18 protein-coding genes are annotated in these 20909 nt (G+C 44.9%); 15 read left to right on the forward strand and 3 right to left on the reverse strand.

Annotated elements, in window-relative coordinates:
* Positions 1-18: 18 nt before the first annotated feature.
* From EIH25_RS03360 to EIH25_RS03375, 4 genes are all read left to right on the forward strand, one after another.
* Entirely contained in the window at positions 19-864 is an 846-nt protein-coding gene (locus tag EIH25_RS03360) for a DUF4430 domain-containing protein (RefSeq protein ID WP_124098545.1), read from the forward strand.
* Positions 865-930: 66 nt separating this feature from the next.
* Positions 931-1821, forward strand: coding sequence for an energy-coupling factor transporter transmembrane component T (locus tag EIH25_RS03365; RefSeq protein WP_124098547.1), 891 nt, complete (start codon positions 931-933; stop codon positions 1819-1821).
* Complete coding sequence (locus EIH25_RS03370; RefSeq protein ID WP_124098549.1) at positions 1794-4448, forward strand: ATP-binding cassette domain-containing protein; 2655 nt, start codon at positions 1794-1796, stop codon at positions 4446-4448. The genes EIH25_RS03365 and EIH25_RS03370 overlap by 28 nt, the downstream gene beginning before the upstream one ends.
* 158 nt (positions 4449-4606) lie before the next feature.
* A complete protein-coding gene (locus EIH25_RS03375; protein ID WP_243113077.1) occupies positions 4607-5056 on the forward strand; it encodes a putative ABC transporter permease in 450 nt (149 codons plus the stop codon).
* Positions 5057-5136: 80 nt separating this feature from the next.
* Here EIH25_RS03375 and EIH25_RS03380 read toward each other — a convergent pair whose 3' ends face one another.
* Together EIH25_RS03380 and EIH25_RS03385 are read right to left on the reverse strand one after the other, a co-directional pair.
* Positions 5137-5829, reverse strand: coding sequence for a 2-C-methyl-D-erythritol 4-phosphate cytidylyltransferase (locus tag EIH25_RS03380; RefSeq protein WP_124098551.1), 693 nt, complete (start codon positions 5827-5829; stop codon positions 5137-5139).
* 275 nt (positions 5830-6104) lie between these two features.
* Positions 6105-7253, reverse strand: coding sequence for a ribose-phosphate pyrophosphokinase (locus tag EIH25_RS03385; protein WP_124098553.1), 1149 nt, complete (start codon positions 7251-7253; stop codon positions 6105-6107).
* A gap of 426 nt (positions 7254-7679) precedes the next feature.
* On the opposite strand from EIH25_RS03385, the gene EIH25_RS03390 reads away from it, so the two are divergent.
* The 11 genes from EIH25_RS03390 (at position 7680) to glyA (ending at position 19976) form a co-directional block, all read left to right on the forward strand.
* Positions 7680-8744, forward strand: a complete 1065-nt coding sequence (locus EIH25_RS03390; protein WP_124098555.1) for a metallophosphoesterase — start codon at positions 7680-7682, stop codon at positions 8742-8744.
* Positions 8745-8781: 37 nt separating this feature from the next.
* Positions 8782-9150, forward strand: coding sequence for a PAS domain-containing protein (locus tag EIH25_RS03395; protein ID WP_124098557.1), 369 nt, complete (start codon positions 8782-8784; stop codon positions 9148-9150).
* Positions 9151-10290, forward strand: coding sequence for a tRNA guanosine(34) transglycosylase Tgt (gene tgt / locus EIH25_RS03400; RefSeq protein WP_124098559.1), 1140 nt, complete (start codon positions 9151-9153; stop codon positions 10288-10290). It begins immediately after the preceding gene.
* Positions 10291-10382: 92 nt separating this feature from the next.
* Positions 10383-10943: a manganese efflux pump MntP family protein gene (locus tag EIH25_RS03405; protein WP_124098561.1), complete on the forward strand. Its 561-nt coding sequence runs from the start codon at positions 10383-10385 to the stop codon at positions 10941-10943.
* A 161-nt stretch (positions 10944-11104) separates the two neighbouring features.
* On the forward strand, positions 11105-11800 hold the full coding sequence (locus EIH25_RS03410; protein WP_124098563.1) for an HAD-IA family hydrolase: 696 nt from the start codon (positions 11105-11107) through the stop codon (positions 11798-11800).
* A 134-nt stretch (positions 11801-11934) separates the two neighbouring features.
* Positions 11935-13614 (forward strand): AMP-binding protein, encoded by a 1680-nt coding sequence (locus tag EIH25_RS03415; RefSeq protein WP_124098565.1) that lies wholly within the window; start codon positions 11935-11937, stop codon positions 13612-13614.
* Positions 13615-13739: 125 nt separating this feature from the next.
* Positions 13740-14360, forward strand: coding sequence for a hypothetical protein (locus EIH25_RS03420; protein WP_124098567.1), 621 nt, complete (start codon positions 13740-13742; stop codon positions 14358-14360).
* Positions 14361-14693: 333 nt separating this feature from the next.
* Positions 14694-15713, forward strand: coding sequence for a phenylalanine--tRNA ligase subunit alpha (gene pheS / locus EIH25_RS03425; RefSeq protein WP_124098569.1), 1020 nt, complete (start codon positions 14694-14696; stop codon positions 15711-15713).
* Between the two features lie 19 nt (positions 15714-15732).
* Positions 15733-18144 (forward strand): phenylalanine--tRNA ligase subunit beta, encoded by a 2412-nt coding sequence (gene pheT, locus EIH25_RS03430; protein WP_124098571.1) that lies wholly within the window; start codon positions 15733-15735, stop codon positions 18142-18144.
* A 176-nt stretch (positions 18145-18320) separates the two neighbouring features.
* Positions 18321-18566, forward strand: coding sequence for an IreB family regulatory phosphoprotein (locus EIH25_RS03435; protein WP_124098573.1), 246 nt, complete (start codon positions 18321-18323; stop codon positions 18564-18566).
* Positions 18567-18722: 156 nt separating this feature from the next.
* Complete coding sequence (gene glyA, locus EIH25_RS03440; protein WP_124098575.1) at positions 18723-19976, forward strand: serine hydroxymethyltransferase; 1254 nt, start codon at positions 18723-18725, stop codon at positions 19974-19976.
* A 144-nt stretch (positions 19977-20120) separates the two neighbouring features.
* Here glyA and dapB read toward each other — a convergent pair whose 3' ends face one another.
* Positions 20121-20879, reverse strand: a complete 759-nt coding sequence (gene dapB / locus EIH25_RS03445; RefSeq protein WP_124098577.1) for a 4-hydroxy-tetrahydrodipicolinate reductase — start codon at positions 20877-20879, stop codon at positions 20121-20123.
* Positions 20880-20909: the final 30 nt, after the last annotated feature.

The raw sequence follows: 20909 nt of genomic DNA on the forward strand, positions 1-20909 counted from the left end.
GCGGCAGAGGAGATATTAATGCTTGAACGGCTGAAAAAATATAAATTCCGTATCGCCGGAGCTGTTATAGCCGCAGGCATTCTTGCCGCGGCATACTGGTACGAAGGGGATTCTCCCGATTCGCATGGGTGGGTCATAACGGAGTCCTCGTCCGACAGCTCAGTAACTTCGCAAGATACATGGAGTCCTGATTTGATCGTTCAGAATGACGCGCAGGATTCGTCTTATACGCGTAAGGCTGATTTATCGGATACGGACGGCAGTTTTCCGGCTGAGGCTTCTGAGGAAAAGACAGAAGCTTCAGACGCTGCGTCTCAGGCTGAAGAAACGGAAAACACTTCTTTGGTAATTAAGGATACCGAAAGCAGAGAAACCGCTCAGCCGCAGGAAAGTTCCGCGGCGGAAACAGGGGCTTACTTCGGTCAGTCACAGCAGCCGGAGAAGTCTGAGCCTGAGTGCACCGTTTCTGTTTCCTGCGCGGCTGTTCTTGACAATATGGATAAGCTTGACAGCGATAAGCATGAGCTTGTTCCGTCGGACGGCTGGCTGCTGTCTGAAACCCAAGCTGTTTTGAACGACGGGGAAACGGTTTTCGATGTGCTTCAGAGAGTATGCAGGGATAACGGCATACATCTTGAAAGCTCGTGGACGCCTTTGTATGATTCAGCTTATATTGAGGGTATAGGCAACCTGTACGAGTTTGACTGCGGAAGCCTTTCCGGCTGGATGTACAGCGTAAACGGTGAATTTCCCAATTACAGCTGTTCTCAGTATATACCGGAGGACGGAGATGTAATTTGTTTTGTTTATACCTGCGAGCTTGGAAAGGACGTAGGCGGAGATTATTATGGTCAAAACCAGTAGGCTTAAAAGAACGGTTTTATACATTTGATGAGGGAGGAACGCTTGCCAATATGGCATGGCATATGAATGAAAGATAGTTTTTCACGATTTCATCCTTTGGTGAACTTTTGTTATTTTACGGCGGTGCTGTTGTTTTCTATGTTTGTTATGAATCCTGTTTTTTCGGTCATAGCGTTGATAAACGCCGCTGCATATTCTGTTTATCTGAGCGGACGCAAAAGCGTCCGCTTCGGACTTTTATACCTTATTCCGGCTATGCTTATGCTGATCGTGATAAACCCCGCGTTCAACCATCAGGGCGCTACGATAGCGGCATATCTGCCCAACGGAAATCCTCTTACTGTAGAATCCATAATCTACGGCGTAATGGCGGCGCTGCTGATAGCTCAGGTGATAATGTGGTTTTCATGCTTTAACAAGATAATGACCGCAGATAAATTCATGTATCTTTTCGGAAAAATAATTCCTCATCTCAGCCTTATGCTGTCAATGAGCTTCAGGTTTATTCCCAGGTTCAAGGCTCAGTTTAACAAGGTGAAGGAAGCGCAGCGGTGTATCGGATATGATATTTCTGTAGGCGGGATAGTTCAGCGCATGAAAAACGCGGTCAGGATTTTCGGGGTAATGATAAGCTGGTCGCTTGAAAGCGCGGTTGAAACCGCCGATTCAATGAGAAGCAGAGGCTACGGTACCATGAAAAGAACCTCGTTTGCAAGATACGGCTTTGAAAAAAGAGACGGCTTCATTCTTGCTTTGACAGCTGTGCTGAGCGGTTATATAGTTTTCGGCTGCGCAATGGGTTATGCGGACTTCAGATGTTTCCCGACGGTTAAGATGACTCCCGTTACGGCGCTGCCGATAACGGTTTATGTTTGTTATTTTGCGCTTTGCTCTATGCCGATGATAATAAATTTACAGGAGGACAGAAAGTGGAAATATTTAAGGTCGAAGATTTAAGCTTTGCGTATCCTGAAAGCGACGTCAATGCAATAGAAAACGTTTCTTTTTCCGTTTTCTCCGGTGAGTTTATGACCTTATGCGGACCGTCCGGCTGCGGAAAGAGCACTCTGCTAAGACATTTTAAAACCGTTCTCTCTCCTCACGGCAGAAGATCGGGGCGGGTTTTGTTTAAAGAAGCTGTATTGAATGACATTACGGCGGATGTCCAGAGCAGTGAAATAGGTTTTGTCGGACAGTCGCCGGATGATCAGATCGTGACGGATAAGGTCTGGCATGAGCTTGCGTTCGGGCTGGAAAGCCTTGGGCTTGACAGTGATACCATACGCAGAAAAACTGCTGAAACAGCCGCCTTTTTCGGTATACAGAGCTGGTTTGAAAAAAACGTAAGCGAGCTTTCCGGCGGTCAGAAGCAGCTGCTTAATCTTGCTTCTGTTCTGGTAATGAAACCGTCGGTTCTGATTCTGGACGAGCCGACGGCTCAGCTTGATCCTATCGCGGCTTCAGAGTTTATAAGCGTGCTTGTAAAAGTAAACCGGGAGCTTGGCATAACGGTTATCATTACTGAACACAGGCTTGAGGAGATCATTCCGGTAAGCGACCGTTTGCTCGCGATGGATAAGGGCAGGATTATATGCGACGGGACTCCGGATAAAACCGCGGAATTTTTAAAAAGCAGCGGTATGTTCGCCGCAATGCCGGCTCCTATGCGTATCTGGTCTGCTTTGCCTGACAACGAAACCTGCCCGCTGACAGTAGGAGAGGGAAGGGTATGGCTCGAGAGCTATTCTCTCAGTCACACGCCGGAGCCTTTAAAAAGGGAATATATAAGCAGCGGCGGAGAAACGGTTTTAGATGCGGAAAACATATGGTTCAGATATGACAGGGACGGAGAAGATATACTTAAAGGAGTATCGGTGAAAGCGGAAAAGGGCGAGCTACTTGCGGTGATCGGAGGTAACGGAACCGGGAAAACCACCTTGCTTTCCGTTCTCAGCGGAGCAAACCGTCCGTACAGAGGTCATGTAAAGGTCAAAGGGAAAAAATTTGAGGAGTTAGGGAACCTCTGCGGTAAAGTTATCGGAGCGGTTCCTCAGAATCCTTCGGCTTTGTTTGTCAAAAAAACTCTGCATGATGATCTGTCGGAAATGCTTGACGGCAAAAAAACAGCACCCTCTGATAAAAGCAAGGCAGTAACTGCTGTCATGAGGCTGTGCGGAATAGAGAAGCTCGCTTTACGTCATCCGTACGATCTTTCAGGCGGCGAAAGGCAGAAAGCGGCGCTTGCTAAGGTCCTGCTGGCAGATCCCGAGATACTGCTGCTGGACGAGCCCACCAAAGGACTTGACGCGGAGTTCAAAAAAACGTTTGCCGCGATACTCAGAGAGCTGTGCCTGAGAGGCAGGACGGTAATAATGGTAAGTCATGATATTGAATTCTGCGCCGAATATGCCGACAGGTGCGTCATGCTGTTCAACGGCGCTGCGGGCGCCGAGGGCAGACCGTCTGAATTTTTTGCGGAAAATATGTTTTATACAACAGCCGCAAGCCGTATGGCGGGAGGAATAGTCGGCGGCGCGGTTACCGTTGACGATGTAATTTCTGCGTTCGGGGGACAGACTGAGGAGCCGGCGTCAATTGATACCTCCTTTCTTGACGGTAAAATACCGGAAGTGGAAAGTCTGCGCAGAAATGAGCCGGAGAAAATCAAAGCACCGCTGAAACGCAGGATTTTCGGGTTTTCAGGGCTTGCGGTCATAGCCGCCGCGATATGTTTAAGCTTCGGACTGATAAAAGCGCCTGAGACCTTGTATGGGGTAAATTTTGAATATATACTGCTTATTCTGTCCGCAGTGCTGTTTGCGGCGGCTTTCTGGAAAAGGTTCGATCGCAGGACATATGAAATACAGACTGAAATCAAGAAGCGGCGCATAAAAAAAAGAACTGCCGCCGCGGCAGCAATGATATTGCTTGCGGTTCCGCTGACGGTTTTTATAGGTGTCTATTATCTTGGCGACAAGAAATATCTTTTTATTTCTTTGCTGGTTATGCTGGAATGTATGCTTCCTTTCTTTATGATATTTGAAGGAAGAAAGCCGCAGGCGAGAGAGCTTGTTATAATATCGGTGTTGTGCGCGCTGGGAGTTGCCGGCAGGGCGGCATTTTATATGCTTCCTCAGTTCAAGCCGGTGCTGGCGCTGGTAATAATTTCAGGAGTTTCTTTCGGAGGAGAAACAGGCTTTCTTGTAGGCGCTGTGACCATGCTTGTTTCAAATATGTTTTTTCAGCAGGGTCCGTGGACTCCGTGGCAGATGTTCGCAATGGGAATTATCGGCTTTTTGTCGGGAATTATATTCCGCAAGGGCTTTCTGCGGCGCGACCGTATTTCTCTGTGCATATTCGGAATGCTCAGCGCCGTGATAATATACGGAGGCATTATGAATCCCTCCGCTGCGATAACGGCGGGGATAAAGCTTAACAGATCGGCGCTGCTGTCCTATTATGCCGCAGGGCTTCCTTTGGACGTAGTGCACGGCTTGGCAACGGCAGTGTTTTTGTTTATTGGCGCCGAGCCAATGCTTGACAAGCTGGATAGAGTCAAGGTAAAGTACGGACTGATTGAGTAGCTGTCAGAATTTATGAATTTGATTTTGCGTTCTCGGAAGCTTTGCAGGGAAAATTTTAAAGGCTTTTAATTTCAATAAATTTCTTTTTTATTTCAGTTTTAAAATCTTATTTTCGGTGCAAATTATAATTAAGGATCAATTTCATCGGAGGTGTAGATTTGCAGAGCAAAGCAGTCAAAGTATTTACATTATTCGCCGTAGGAGCGCTTATATACGGTATGATAGAAATATCGGTAAGAGGCTTTACTCATATAACGATGGGTGTTTTGGGCGGAATATCAATGGTAGTGATACATTTGCTAAATGATGAGCGGCGGAGAGGCATGAATTACTTTTTGCAGATTTCCATAGCGGCTTTTTTTATAACTGCCATTGAATTTTTGGCAGGCGAGATTTTAAACCGGTATCTTCAAATGAATATCTGGGATTATTCAGATATTCCGCTTAATTTTGACGGACAAATTTGTCTGCCTTTTGTTTTTTTGTGGGTGATACTTGCCGCTTTAGGAACGGCTGTTGATGATTTTTTACGTTGGAAAATGTTCAGGGAACCTAAAAATTTTCGGTATCTGAAAGGCGTAAAAGCGATTCATGCCGACGCTAATTAATAAAACAATACCGCACGATACCGTTGACCGGACTTGTGCGGTATTGCTTTATTTTAAGATAACAGCGTACTGTACATATTTTAAAGCAGAGCGCCGGCAATTTTCAGATCATACGGCGTGGTTATTTTTATATTGCTCAAATCTCCCTCTATGATCGAAACCGGTATCCCCGCGCCGTTAAATACTCCGCAGGCGTCGGTCAGCGAAGCTTTCTGTTCGTCGGTTAAGCCTGAATACGCGTTGACAAAAGCCTGTATGTTAAAGCTCTGAGGCGTCTGAGCGTGATAAAGACAGCTTCGCCTGAGCGTTGACTCTATTTCCGTTCCGTTTTCGCTGTACAGGATAGTATCTGTTGCTTTCACAGCTGTAGTGCACGGCTTGCCTGACAGCGCCGCTTCAATATTGTCGTTTATTATCTTATCCGTTACAAAAGGTCTTACGGCGTCATGGGTGAGAATAATATCATCATCGTCTGCGCCGTAATCTTCTGTGATTCTATTTATTATTTTCAGTACGGTGGAATTTCTGTCAGCGCCGCCTTTGATTACGCATATCCGCTCTTTGGCAGCGATATACCTTTCAATAAGCTCCTGCGTATGTCCGACCCAGTCATTGTGAACGCCCAGATAAATTTTTTCTATACGGCTTTGTGAAAGAAATTTTTCGGCAGTGCGTATAATAATCGGTCTGCCTTTCAGTTCGATAAACTGCTTCGGAATATCCGCGCCCATTCTGCTTCCGGTTCCGCCTGCCGCTATTCCTGCAAAAATCATCTGTTATAAGACCATCCTTTTCATGATATATAACCCAGCGCCTATGTCCCCGCCTTCTTTAGAAGGCGTTCGCCTCTCTAAGGCGGCGGGTTCCATTCAGACTTTCAGTAGGGGGACGTAATCCCCTACTGAAACCCTGAGGAGCTAGAAGCTCTTCGCTGTCAAAAGACGGCGTTTGGCGCAGGTTGCTTCGTCGCAGCCGATACCCCGCGAGCTCACATCGGACTTTGCTCCGAATTAAAACAAGGGCGGATATGCCGCCCTTTTATATTGTTTTATTGGCCGTATTTTTTCAGCAGAGCTTCAATTTTCTGATGAGGATCAATAATATTTGAAATGGAAAGATCGTGATTGAGCGAAGCGATAAAATAAGAAATATACTTCGCGCAGTCAACCTCGTGGAACCATGATCTCTGAAGAAGCTGAGGAGTGCGGTAGGTGAGATTGGTTCCGAAAACTCCGTCGATGATTCCGTCCGCGTAAGCCTTGTCAAAGGTTTCCAGACCGTTGGTGAATATGGCATAGGTAGCGTAAGCAAAAATTCTTTTCGCCTTGCGCTTTTTAAGCTCAACGGCAACCTCCAGCATTGACTCTCCGGAAGAGATTATGTCGTCGGCGATAAAGACGTCCTTGTTGGTTACGTCGTTGCCTAAATATTCGTGGGCGATGATCGGGTTTCTGCCGTTTATTATGACCGAATAGTCGCGGCGCTTGTAGAACATTCCGAGATCAACTCCCAGTACGGAAGCATAATACATATTTCTGTTAATAGCTCCTTCGTCGGGAGAAACGATCATAAAATGATCCTTGTCAATAACAAAATTGTCAATGCTTTTGAACATTGCTTTCAGCACCTGATATGAGGGAATAATATTGTCAAAGCCCATAAGCGGCACTGCGTTCTGCACTCTGGGGTCGTGAGCGTCGAAGGTGAGGATATTCTCAACTCCCATAGCCTCCAGCTCCTGAAGCGCTACGGCGCAGTCGAGGGATTCGCGGTAGCTTCTCCTGTGCTGACGTCCACCGTAGAGCGACGGCATGATAACGTTTATCCTGTGAGCCTTTCCGCTTGCCGCCTGAATGATCCTTTTAAGGTCCTGATAATGGTCGTCGGGGGACATAGCGTTTTCCATGCCGAAATAGTTGTAGGTGCAGCTGTAATTGCCGACGTCGCAGAGAATGAAAAGGTCGTTTCCTCTTACGGTGGATTTAATCAGACCTTTTCCGTCGCCGGAAGAAAATCTGGGGCAGTCTGTTTCGATCAGATAATTGTCAGTTTCCATTCCCTGGTCTTTTCCCCATTTAACAAGATAATTGTTGATTTTACGTCCCAGCTCCTGTGTTCCGTTCATTGAAATAAGGCCGAGCGGCGCGACTCTTGTTTGAGTATCGAACAAAATTTTTTTAGTATTTGAACTTTCCATTCCCAGAACCTCCGATTAAAAATAATTTAAGAGTTTGTCCTCACAAGATTTTTGACGGATATTAGGCGAATTATCAGATAGTAAAGATTAAAGCAGTGGCTTTACGGCATAAAAATCGGCAAATCCGCCGGAAAAAACGCCTGACAGCTTATAAAGACATAATATAAGGCAATGCCGCCTTAAAAACACTATTATAATTTTATTATACTTTATTTGTTCCGCTTTTACAATACCCTTTGCGAATTTTTATAATTATTTATATTATTACACAAAATCGCCCTCACATTTTTCAAAGCTTTTATACAACAATGTTCAAGTAAACGTTTCCTTTGATAAACTTTTATGACCTGCTGTGATGTTTGTTGATTTTATTTTATTGTTATGATATAATAGCTTTGATACATTATTGCAGGATGGGGTGAATAAATGCAGCCTATAATAAAGCTCGAGCTTCCTGAGAAATGCAGAATAATAGCGGTAAGCGATATTCATACCTGCGATTATCTGCTTAAAGACGTTTTAAAAAAGGCAGGATATACGCCGGGCGAGGATTATCTTATCATAGTCGGAGACATTCTGGAGCATTGGGATAATAACCTCAGCACGATACGTACGGTTATGGAGCTTTGCGAAAACGACCGGGTTTACTGCCTGCTTGGAAATAATGATACAGGCGTCATAAGAATGGCGTTTACATATCCGTATAAAAGATTTCAGGAGAAGTTTTATTGGGAAGGCACAACATATAATCAAATGGCAAAAAGTCTCGGCTTTGATTGGTGCAGCGAGGAAAACTGGCTTGAAATAAGAGCGGCGGTTTATGAAAAATACAAAGCCGAGCTTGACTTTATGAACAGCCGCCCGATCGCTGTTGAAACGCAGGAGCATATTTTTGTTCATGCAGGCTTGGAAAATCGCCCCGACTGGGAAAACACCGACAATGATTATGCGATTACTGTACCTTGGTTTTTTAATATGGAGAATCCCACGGACAAATGGTTGATCGTAGGACATTTTCCTGCTTATAATTTCGAGGCAAGCAGATGTACAAATCTCCCGATTTTTGATTATGATAAAAAGATGATCGATATTGACGGCGGATTGAGCATTAAGCGGAGCTGTCAGCTCAACGCGCTTATTATCAATAAAAACGGCGAAGATTACAGCTATGACGTAGTGTGGGATACATTTTTCAAAAAAGCAAAGGTCATCGCGGATTATAATTCGGAAATTTCACCTGCTTATACAAATTGGTCTGATCAGGAGATTGAAGTTCTCAGTACAGAAAACGGGTTAGCTTTTGTACGCGATAATAAAACAGACAAAACGGGATATATTCCGAAAAGCAGAGTTTATGATGTAAATGGTTCTAAACGGATTTGGGAGTTTCTGTCCGCTTTTCCGTCGGTGCGCAAGGACGAGCTTGTTTATTATATAGAAAGCTCAGACGGCTATGCAAGAATCATAAAGGAGTCGGGTGAAACCGGCTAGCTCTCTGAAAAATATCTGGAAAGGTAAAGTGATTTATATGGAGCTGAGTATTATTTTTAAAGGCGTTATCGACGGCGATGAGCAGCCGGTGGTTATCTGTAATCTGGAGCATGAGATCATTTATATGAATCCTGCGGCAGTTAAGAGGTATGAAAGCGCGGGAGGAGCAGGGCTTGTGGGAAAAAGTCTGCTGAACTGTCATAATCCCCGCTCGGTTGAAATTATCAGGCGCAATATAGATATGATGAGCAGGGATAAGAGTGTAAACAGAATATTTGAGGTCCACAGCACACGGCACGGCGGCAACAACGATGTTTATACGGTCGCGGTTCGCGACGAAAGCGGAGAGCTTATCGGATATTATGAAAAGTTTGAGGATAAAAATCTGTATATTGAGGAGAAATAAATGTTTACTTTACTGAAACAAGAGGGAAGAGCAAGAAGAGGGGAATTCAAGACAGTACACGGAACTATACAGACGCCGGTATTTATGAATGTAGGCACTGCGGCGGCTATAAAGGGCGGTATATCTTCGGTGGATCTGGATCAGCAGCTGAAATGCCAGGTGGAGCTTTGCAATACCTATCATCTTCATGTGCGTCCTGGCGACGATATAATTTATAAAATGGGCGGGCTTCATAAGTTTATGAACTGGCGCAAGCCTATTCTTACCGACAGCGGAGGATTTCAGGTATTTTCTTTAGCCAAGCTGCGTAAGATTAAAGAGGAAGGCGTGTACTTCAATTCTCATGTGGACGGCAGAAAGATATTCATGGGACCAGAGGAAAGTATGCGCATTCAGTCCAACCTGGCTTCTACTATAGCTATGGCGTTTGACGAATGTGTGGAAAATCCGGCTGCTTATGAATATTCAAAGGCGTCCTGCGAGCGCACTACAAGATGGCTTGTAAGGTGCCGAGATGAGATGAAGCGTCTGAATTCTTTGGATTCTACCATTAATAAAAACCAGCTGCTGTTCGGCATAAATCAGGGCTGTACTTATGACGACCTGCGTATCGAGCATATGAAGGCGATACGAGAGCTTGATCTTGACGGATATGCTATAGGGGGACTTGCGGTAGGAGAGCCTACCGGCGTGATGTATCATATAATTGAACAGGTAGAGCCGTATATGCCTGCGGATAAGCCAAGGTATCTTATGGGGGTCGGAACTCCGTCAAATATCATCGAAGCGGTGTATCGGGGCATTGATTTCTTTGACTGTGTAATGCCCAGCAGAAACGCCAGGCACGCGACCATATTTACCTGGAACGGAATAATGCACGCCAACAATAAACGCTACGAGCTTGACGAACGTCCTCTCGATACCCAATGCGGCTGTCCTGCCTGCCGGAATTTTTCACGGTCTTACATACGTCATCTTTTCAAGGCTAACGAGCAGCTTGCCGGACGTCTTGCGGTTATGCATAATCTTTATTTTTACAACACTCTTATGGAAAAGATCCGTGAAGCTCTTGACGAGGGCAGATTTGAAGAATTCAGAAATAAATATTCCAGCCTTCTTGAATCCAGACTTGAGGATTAAGAAGCCGCTTAACGCGGCAGGCTTGTGCGTTGACTGAACGCATGAGCCTGCCGTTGTCAATTTGCAGGCGGCAGTATGAAAGGCTTGATGTAATGGAACTTTATGAAATTCTCCTTGTTGCTGCGGGATTGTCGATGGACGCTTTTGCGGTATCCGTAACCAACGGTATGTGCGTAAAAAGGGCAGGGCTTCCGCTTTCCCTGATGTGCGGCTTGTGCTTCGGACTTTTTCAGGGAGCAATGCCGGCGATAGGATATGCGCTTGGAAAAGGCTTTGAGTCGAGGATTTCAGCGTTTGATCATTGGATCGCTCTTATTCTGCTCGGTTTTATCGGAGGAAGAATGATAGCGGACACCCTGAAAACTGATGAAACGGAAGAAAGTCTGACGAAGCTGACCTTTCCGCTTCTGTTGGTTCAGGGATTTGCGACAAGCGTAGACGCGCTTGCGGTAGGCGTAGGCTTTGCCGCGCTTTCGGTCAGCATAGTGGTCGCTTCCGCCTTGATTTGCGCGGTAACTTTTATAATAAGCTGTACGGGAGTATATATAGGCAAAAGCTTCGGCTGTCGGCTTAACAAAAAGGCTGAAACCGCTGGAGGAATCATACTGATTGGGATCGGATTAAAAGTATTTATAGAGCATATGTTTTTTTGAACGGTTATTTTGTAAATTCAGGAAGTATGATTTAATAATTACCCTCTTAAAATGTTCATAATTAAGAAATAAATATGTGCTATCATAATATTCGTGGTTTTTTGGACAAGTGTATAAAAAACTGTCATGTGTATAAAATTCAGAATACTGGGAATAATAAGATGAAATCATTGGTTATTTTTGATCTGGACGGAACGCTGATAAATTCCATATATGATTTGGCTGACGCTGTAAATGGCGCTCTTGCGGATTTAGGTTACCCTGCTCATGAGGTTGAAAAATACTATCATTTTGTGGGAAACGGTACGGTGAAGCTCTGCGAGAGAGCGCTCCCTAAGGATAAAAGAAGCGGCGGAGAGATAATGCGGCTGCATTCATTGTTTGCTGAAAGATATGAAAAATGCTGTATCGAAAAAACAAAACCCTACGACGGGATCGTAGACGTGCTTCAGAGACTGAAAGCGATGGGAGTAAAATGCGCCGTTGCTTCAAATAAAACAGACAGCTTCGTAAAATATATAATAAGATCGCTGTTCGGAGAAAATACTTTTGATTATATACAGGGAAAAACCGAAAGCGTTCCCGCAAAGCCCAATCCTGAGATGCTTAATACTGTCATACGGCATTTCGGGCTAGATAAAAGAGAGTGCATAATGGCCGGAGATTCGGACGTTGACGTTATAACCGCCAAAAGGTGCGGAATAGAATCTGTCGGCTGCGCATGGGGATTCAGAGGCGCGGAGGAGCTTTCTGCCTCGGGTGCGGATTACATAGCTTATCAGCCTCAGGACATTCTGAAATGTATAGCGGCAATACCTGACAATGACCGGCTTCCGGATGTTTATGCTTCCTGCTAAAACAGGTTTGGCTTTCTGCATATAAAATTCCTGACATACGTCAGTATATCTGACGGCGTTCAATATTAGCTGCTGATATTTCAAAGCGGCTGTATGCAGATACTGTAAGATATTGCTCGTATCAATACGCAAAAATGGAGGACATTTTGTTGATGAAGGATTTTTACAAGAGATTTGTTAAGGAAGAGCTTGACGATAAGGGGAGATTATTAAAGTTTGAACTTGATTTAAAGGATAACTTTAATTTTGCATATGACGTTATTGACGAAATAGCGAAAATTGAGCCGGACAAGCTGGCGATTCACTGGGTAAACGAAAACGGAGAGGAGCATAAGTTTACTTTTAAGGAACTTTCTGAAAAGAGCAGTCAGGTCGCAAATATGATGCTTGCCTACGGCGTCCAAAAAGGCGATATGGTAATGGCTGTGCTTAAAAGGCATTATGAGTTCTGGTTTCTTGCTTACGGGTTGATGAAAATAGGGGCTATTCTTGTTCCGGCTACCTGCCAGCTTAAAAAGAAGGATTATATATACCGCTTTGACGCCGCTGAGATCAGTTATATAGTTGCCACTGCCGAGGACGATGTTCCGGGCGAAGTTGATGCTGCGCTTGAAGAATACGGCGGAATGAAGCGCAAGTTCATAACGCACGGCGAGAAAAACGGATGGATAGATTTTCTTGCAGAAACGGATAAATACCCTGCGGTTTTTGAGAGAATGGAAACAAAGGTCGAGGAATCTATGCTGATGTATTTCAGCTCCGGTACAACGGGCTATCCTAAAATGGTGCTTCACAGGCATTCTCTCGCCGCGGCTCACATTATAACCGCGAAGCATTGGCATCACCTTGACGATAATTCTTTACATCTTACCGTATCGGAAAGCGGCTGGGCAAAGTGTGCCTGGGGAAAAATGTTCGGTCAGTTTGCCTGCGGCGCTACTACGTTTATATACGACTTTGACAGATTTGTTCCCGCAAATGTGCTGAAGGTCATTCAGGATTATAAAATAACCTCGTTCTGCGCCCCTCCCACTATGTACAGGTTTTTTATCAAGGAAGGTTTGGAGCATTATGATCTTTCATCTCTTAAATACAGCTGCATAGCCGGCGAGGCGTTAAACCCCGAGGTATACAACAAATGGTACGAGTATACAGGTCTTAAGCTTATGGAGGGCTTCGGTCAGACTGAAACCGCGGTTATCGTCGGCAATCTCTACGGCGCCGAGCCTAAGCCCGGGTCAATGGGTAAGCCTACTCCATTATATAATGTAGGCATCGTTGACAAGAAGGGAAATCCTGTAGAAGTAGGCGAGACCGGAGAAATCGTGGTTTATGCTGAAAGAGGAAAGCATCAGGGACTGTTTATAAGGTACTACCGCAATGCAGTTGAAACAGATAAGGCATGGCGGTTTGGAATGTATCATACCGGAGATACAGCTTATATGGATGAGGACGGTTATTATTGGTATGTGGGAAGAACCGACGATCTCATTAAGGCGTCGGGCTACCGTATAGGCCCTTTTGAAATAGAAAGCATACTGATGGAGCATCCGGCGGTTCTGGAATGTGCCATAACCGCTGCCGACGATCCTATAAGAGGAAAGGTCGTAAAGGCGACTATAGTTTTGACAAAGGAATACAAGGCTAAGGCAGGCGGCGAGCTTGTTAAGGAGCTTCAGAATTTTGTGAAGAAAGCCACTGCTCCTTACAAATATCCCAGAATTATTGAGTTTGTTGACGAGCTTCCGAAAACTATAAGCGGCAAGATAAGACGTGTTGAAATACGCGAAAACGACGCTAAGAAAAACTGTTAAAAGCATACAGGGGCTTTCAAGCCCCTGTTTTTATACGCAGCGGCTTTGATTTATAACGAAAGGAAGGTGAAAGTCCGTGAAAAAAGGATTTTGTCAGCCGGCAGGCTTTAAACGCGGGCGTTCAGATGATTTTATATGAATACCCTCCTAAGCTTAGACGGCAGGAAAGACAGCTTAAAGCCGTGCACGATATTGAAGAGCATAAAAAAATGCAGCGGACATTGTATAAGAATCTTATTCTCGGCGCCGTTATCATTTTTCTGGGGATAATGATTCCACTTGCGGTAATTAAGATAATCGTTCTGCTTCTTGGCTTTCTCAATATTGCCACTGCGTTTCTGCTGTACAGATATTCTGCCATGTCCCGGGATACAAAATGCTATACCCGAATATACAGCGACAGAATAGAGCATTGTCAGGGAAGTATGCTTACGGACAGGAAAACCGTTATGACGGTGTATTATGACGATATAGTAAAATCCTTTCAGAATCCGTCAGGAAAGCTGATAATATGCCTGAAGAATAATTACAGGTCGGAAATAACCTGTGACAGACCAAGTAGAGGATTTAAGAAGAATATGTCGGAAAATAAAATTACTATGGATTTTCAGGATATAAAAGCCAAGCTGTATCTTATTCAGAATCTGTCTGAGGAAATAAAATATCCTAAAAAGCAGTACAGGACAATAGATGATGAGGAGAGCGAGGACGATAAATGGGATCTGCTGCACAAGCATGGCTTATAAATGTAAATTTTCTGTTAATCGGTATTGCATTGCAAAATCAAGTGTGATATAATTTTATTAAACATTATGACCAAGAGAGTAGGCATATTTATTAGATTTTCAGAGAGAAGTCGCAGCGTTTGCGTCTGAAAGCGGCTTTAAATCGGAATATTCCGAAGTTCACTTGCGAGTGGTTCCGCCGAAGTTTTTTATTGTAAGCGGAAACGTAGAATTCTGCGTTAAAGATGCGGGAGTGTTGGCTCTTTTTGACTAATAGGTGGTATAGCAAGCGCGGTCTTGTCCTGATTAGCTCGGGATAAGGCTTTTTTTATTAATTATCGGGAGGAATTTTCAATGAGAGAACAATTGAAAAGCATTGAGGCTCGGGCTGAGGAAGAGCTTTCAAAGGTTTCAGACTCCAGACAGCTTGAAGAGCTGAGGGTCAGATACCTCGGAAAAAAGGGTGAAATAACGGCGATTTTAAAGCAAATGGGTAAGCTTTCCTCTGAGGAGCGACCGATTATCGGACAACTGGCAAACTCAGTAAGAGCCGATATAGAAAAGGCTGTCGCTGAAAAGCAGTCGCAGCTTAAGGCTGCGATGGCAGAACAAAGGCTCAAAGCTGAAACTATAGACGTTACCCTGCCGGGAAAGGCGCCCAGACTGGGTAGACCTCACCCGCTCAATGCGGTTCTGGCTGAGGTTGAGGACGTTTTCCTCGGTATGGGTTTTGATATTGTGGAAGGACCGGAGGTAGAAACCGACTATTATTGCTTTGAAGCTCTGAATATGCCTAAGCATCACCCTGCCAGAGATACTCAGGATACATTTTACATTAATGAAAACGTGCTTCTTAGAACACAGACCTCCAGCGTTCAGATAAGAACCATGGAGAAAACAAAGCCGCCGATTAGGATCATTTCCCCGGGAAGGGTTTATCGTTCTGACGCGGTTGACGCCACACATTCTCCGCTTTTCCATCAGATCGAGGGTCTGGTGATAGACAAGGGCGTTACAATGGCAGATCTTAAAGGAACTTTGGAGCTGCTCATGAAGCGCCTGTACGGCGAGGAGGCAAAAATAAGACTTCGTCCGCATCATTTCCCGTATACCGAGCCGTCGGCAGAGGTGGATCTTATGTGCTTTAACTGCCACGGAGAGGGCTGCTCCATGTGCAAGCAGGAGGGCTGGGTAGAGCTTTTAGGCTCAGGAATGGTTCATCCCAAGGTTCTTGCGGGCTGCGGGATAGACCCTGAGGTTTACAGCGGCTTTGCTTTCGGCATAGGTCTTGAAAGACTTACAATGGGAAGATACAGCATTAACGATATGCGTTTGCTGTATGAAAACGATATGCGTTTTCTTGAGCAGTTCTGATTAAGAGGAGGTTTTATTAATGGATTTGTCAATGAGATGGCTTGCGGACTATGTTGACTGCGGCTGTGATATAAAGGAATTTGTTGCCGGCATGACTATGTCAGGCTCCAAGGTCGAGTGCTATGAAGAGGAGGGCTGCTACCTTTCCAATGTTGTGGTGGGACAGGTTATCGAAATAGAACGTCATCCAGATTCCGACCATATGTATACCTGTCAGGTGGATATAGGCGAAGACAAGCCGGTTCAGATCGTAACGGGCGCTCAGAATGTAAACAAGGGCGATTATGTTCCCGTTGCAAAGCATAAGTCGACAGTGCTTCATGAAGGCAAGCCTGTAAAGATCACCAAGGGCAAGCTGAGGGGCGTGGCTTCAAACGGAATGCTGTGTTCTTTGGGAGAGCTTGGTCTTACAGTTCATGATTTTCCTTACGCTATTGAGGACGGAATATTTATTCTTGGCGATGACTGCGATAAAACTGTGGGAATGGATATCAGGGAAGCGATAGGCTTTAACGATACAAAGGTTGAATTTGAAATCACCTCCAACCGCCCAGACTGTATGTCTGTTATCGGACTTGCCAGAGAAGCTCACGCAACGTTCAATGTGCCGTTTAATGTTAAGGAGCCGGTTTTTAAAGGCGTTGACGGAAGCGTCGGGGACTACCTTAAAGTCAAAATACACAATACCGATCTGTGCAAAAGATATATAGGCGCGATCGTAAGGAATGTAAAGATCGAGCCTTCGCCGCGCTGGATGAGAGAAAGGCTGCGCGCCTGCGGAGTCCGTCCGATAAATAATTTTGTCGATATAACCAACTATGTAATGCTTGAATACGGCAGACCCATGCACGCGTTCGATCTAAGATATGTCGAGGGCGGGAAAATAAACGTAAGAAACGCAAGGGCAGGAGAGAAGATCACTACTCTCGACGGCATTGAAAGAGAGCTGTCCGAAGAAATGCTTGTAATCGCGGACGCCGTAAAGCCTGTGGCGGTAGCCGGCGTTATGGGAGGCGAGTACAGCGGAATAATGGACGATACCAATACCGTAGTGTTTGAATCCGCCTGCTTTGACGGGGCGTCGGTTAGAACTACAGCCAAAAAGCTCGGAATGAGAACGGACGCTTCGTCAAGATATGAAAAAGGTCTTGATCCTCACGAGTGTTATGAGGCGCTGATGAGAGCCTGTCAGCTCGTTGAGGAGCTTGGAGCGGGAGAGGTTATAAGAACTGTGATCGACGAGAATTATCAGGACGAAACTCCCAGATCTGTGGAATTTGACGCTGACTGGATAAACAGCTTTCTGGGCTCGGATATTCCTGAGGAGGATATGAAAGAATATCTTTCGCGTCTGGGCTTCAGGCTTGAAAACGGCAGAGTTATTTCTCCGTGGTACAGGATAGATATAGAGTGCAAAGCGGATATTGCCGAGGAGGTAGTGCGTATATACGGCTACAACAATACTCCGAGCACTATCATAAGAGGAGTAGCTCAGGCTATGAGAACGCCCAAGCAGAATTTTGAGCGCAATATAAAAAACGCTGTGCTTGCTATGGGGCTTAACGAAGTTACGACATTTTCTTTTATTTCGCCCAAGTATTTTGATAAAATTAAGCTTCCTGCCGATTCTAAGCTGAGAAATGCGGTTACGATCACAAATCCGCTAGGCGAGGACACCAGCGTAATGAGAACTACTATAATTCCGTCCGTATGCGAGGTTCTTGCCAGAAATTACAGCTACAGAAATCCGGAATGCCATATCTTTGAGATAGGAAACGAGTATATTCCTGTCGAGGGAGGGGTTCTTCCTGAGGAGCCGTTCAGACTTGGAATAGGCGTATATGATACAGCAGACGATTTCGATTTTTATAGTCTTAAGGGTATTGTAGAAAAAATCATGGAAAAGGCAGGCGTTAAGGAATTCGAGTTTGAAAGAGCGTCTGAGGACTCTGTATTTGACGAATATTACGCTTTCCACCCGGGAAGAGCCGCGGTTGTAAAGGTCGGCGGAGAGGAAATCGCTGTTTTCGGAGAGCTTCATCCGGACGTTCTGGAAAACTACGGAATAGCTGCAAGGGCTTACGCGGGAAAGATCAATATGAACGAGCTTATGGAGAGATCGTCCTCCGAAAAGCTGTACAGACCGCTGCCTAAGTTCCCTGCAACTACACGGGATATATCAGTGGTATGCGAAGCGCAGCTCCCTGTGGCTGAAATTGAAAAAGCCATAAGGGGAGCCGCCGGACAGATACTTGAAAAGGTATCTTTGTTCGACGTTTATACCGGCGAGCAGATAGAGAGCGGCAAAAAGTCTGTTTCATATTCGCTTTCAATGCGTTCGCACGAGGGCACTCTTAACGATGAGCAGGCTGACAAAACAATGGATAAAATCGTTAAGGCGTTAGAGAAAATAGGCGTCTACAGAAGATAAACGCAGAAGTATGACTATGCCGCGGGAATAAAATTTTCCGCGGCATAAAATATTATTCAACAAGTTTATGCAAATTGAATAAATTTGAAAAAAGCCCTTGTTATTTTTCAAGTAATAGGTTATAATAATATATGTAGAATGTTAGGTGTACAGATTTTCGTGAAGGAGTTGAGCTTATGCACGAACAAACTATGGAATTTTCAGTTGTAAAGGATAAAGAAACAGAGCTGAAAAGAACGCTGACGATTATTTATGACGCGCTGAAGGAAAAAGGCTATAATCCCATCAATCAGATCGTGGGATATATTCTTTCCGAGGATCCGACATACATAACCACATATAACAATGCAAGAAGCTTGATCCGTCACATTGACAGGGATGAGCTTTTGCAGGCACTGGTCAAATCATATTTGCAGGCGTAGTTTAGAAGCGGAATGGAGAAATTCATTCCGTTTTTTATATAAATAAAACAAAAAACTATTGCCAATTATGAATTTTTGAGTTATAATTAAATATGTAGCTTTCCGCATAGCGTCGTTGAAATCACTGCGGAAATCAGAATATAAAATGTTGGGAGAATGATTATGAAAATAATGGACACAATCGGTTTTGTCGAAGGCTTTGACAAGGAAATCGGAGAGGCTATGAACTCAGAGCTGGCCCGTCAGAGAAGAAATCTTGAGCTTATCGCAAGCGAAAATATCGTTTCGCCTGCCGTAATGGCGGCTATGGGCTCCGCGCTTACCAATAAGTATGCCGAAGGCTACCCGGGAAAGAGATATTACGGCGGCTGTGAATGCGTTGACGTTGTTGAGAATATTGCTATTGAAAGAGCCTGCAAGCTTTTCGGCTGCAAATTTGCCAACGTTCAGCCCCATTCCGGAGCGCAGGCGAATCTGGCGGTATATTTTGCTCTTTGTGAAACCGGCGATACGATACTTGGCATGAGCCTTGCTCACGGTGGTCATCTTACTCACGGCTCGCCTGTAAATATGTCGGGAAAGAACTATAATTTCGTGTCATACGGTCTGGACGAAAACGGTTTTCTTGACTATGAAGAGCTGGAAAGGCTGGCGCAGGAGCATAAGCCGAAGCTCATAGTTGCCGGAGCTTCCGCTTATCCGAGAGTAATTGATTTTGAAAGGATTTCTGAAATCGCCAAGAGCACAGGAGCGCTGTTTATGGTAGATATGGCGCATATAGCAGGTCTTGTTGCCGGCGGACAGCATCCTTCTCCTATACCTTACGCGGATGTTGTTACTACCACGACTCACAAAACTCTCAGAGGCCCGAGAGGCGGTATGATCCTCACAAATAACGAGGAGCTTGCCAAGAAATTCAACAAAGCCATATTCCCCGGGACTCAGGGAGGACCTCTTATGCACGTTATCGCCGCAAAGGCAGTGTGCTTCGGAGAGGCTTTAAAGCCTGAATTCAAAGCCTATGCGGAGCAGGTAGTAAAAAATGCTCAGGCGCTTGCCAAGGGACTTGTAAGCAGAGGCTTCAATCTTGTTTCCGGCGGCTCCGACAATCATCTTATGCTTGTTGACCTTCAGCCGTTTAATATAACAGGCAAGGAGCTTGAAAAGAAGCTAGACGAGGTTTATATCACTGTAAACAAGAATGCTATTCCTAACGATCCACAGAGTCCGTTTGTAACCAGCGGCGTAAGAATCGGTACTCCTGCGGTTACGACAAGGGGACTTAAGGAAGAGGATATGGATAAAATCGCCGAGTGCATTTATCTCACTGCGACTGATTTTGACAATAAGGCTGACGAAATAAGAGAAACTGTAAAATCAATTTGCAGTAAATATCCGCTATATGAGTAATTTATAATACTGAACGTTTGTAACGTACATTTCCGCAAAAAAATCGGCTTGCTGTATTGCAGGCCGATTTTTTAATAAGATATAAATTACAGTCAGATATTAATGCTTTCAGCTTATAGCCGAAGCGACTGAAATCGAAAGGCGTTAAACCTCTTTGAGCAGGTCGCTCATTGCGTAAAGTCCGGCTGCTTTACCTTTCAGAAATACAGCCGCGTTCACAGAGCCGACCGCAAACACGGATTTTGAATGAGCTTCATGCTTGAGGGTAACGACTTCATCGCGTCCGGCAAAGATAATTTCATGCTCGCCCACTATCGTTCCGCCTCTTATAGCGTGCATACCTATCTCATTCTTGGTTCTTTTGGCTCTTATTGAATGTCTGTCATAGACGTAGTTATATTTGTTGTCAAGCTCGGAGTTGATAGCCTCGCCAAGCATGATGGCGGTACCGCTCGGCGCGTCGATCTTCTGATTATGATGCTTTTCTACTATCTCAATGTCAAACTGTCCTCCAAGAACTCTGACAGCGCGCTTTGCCAGATCGGCAAGCAGATTTATTCCCAAAGACATATTAAAGGTAAAGAAAACGGGAATACTTTCAGCAGCCTTATGTATTTTTGAGATCTGCTCCTGCGAATATCCTGTTGTCGCTATTACGGCGGCTACTCCGTTGGTAAGGCAATATTCAAGCAGGTCGTCAAGCAGCGACGGATGTGAAAAATCTATGATAACGTCCGGCTTGCTATCCAGCTTTGATATCCTGTCGTAAACGGGGAAATCAGCATAGCTTTCGCCGATTTTATCTACTCCGGAAACAACACGGCAGTCGCTGCGGTTGGAAATTATATCGTAAATTACCCTGCCCATTTTTCCGCAGGCGCCGCATATAGTTATATCGGTCATTTCTAACGTTCCTTTCTAAAGCTACAGGGC

It is taken from the genome of Ruminococcus sp. Marseille-P6503 (assembly GCF_900604945.1).
Classification (GTDB): domain Bacteria; phylum Bacillota; class Clostridia; order Oscillospirales; family Ruminococcaceae; genus FB2012.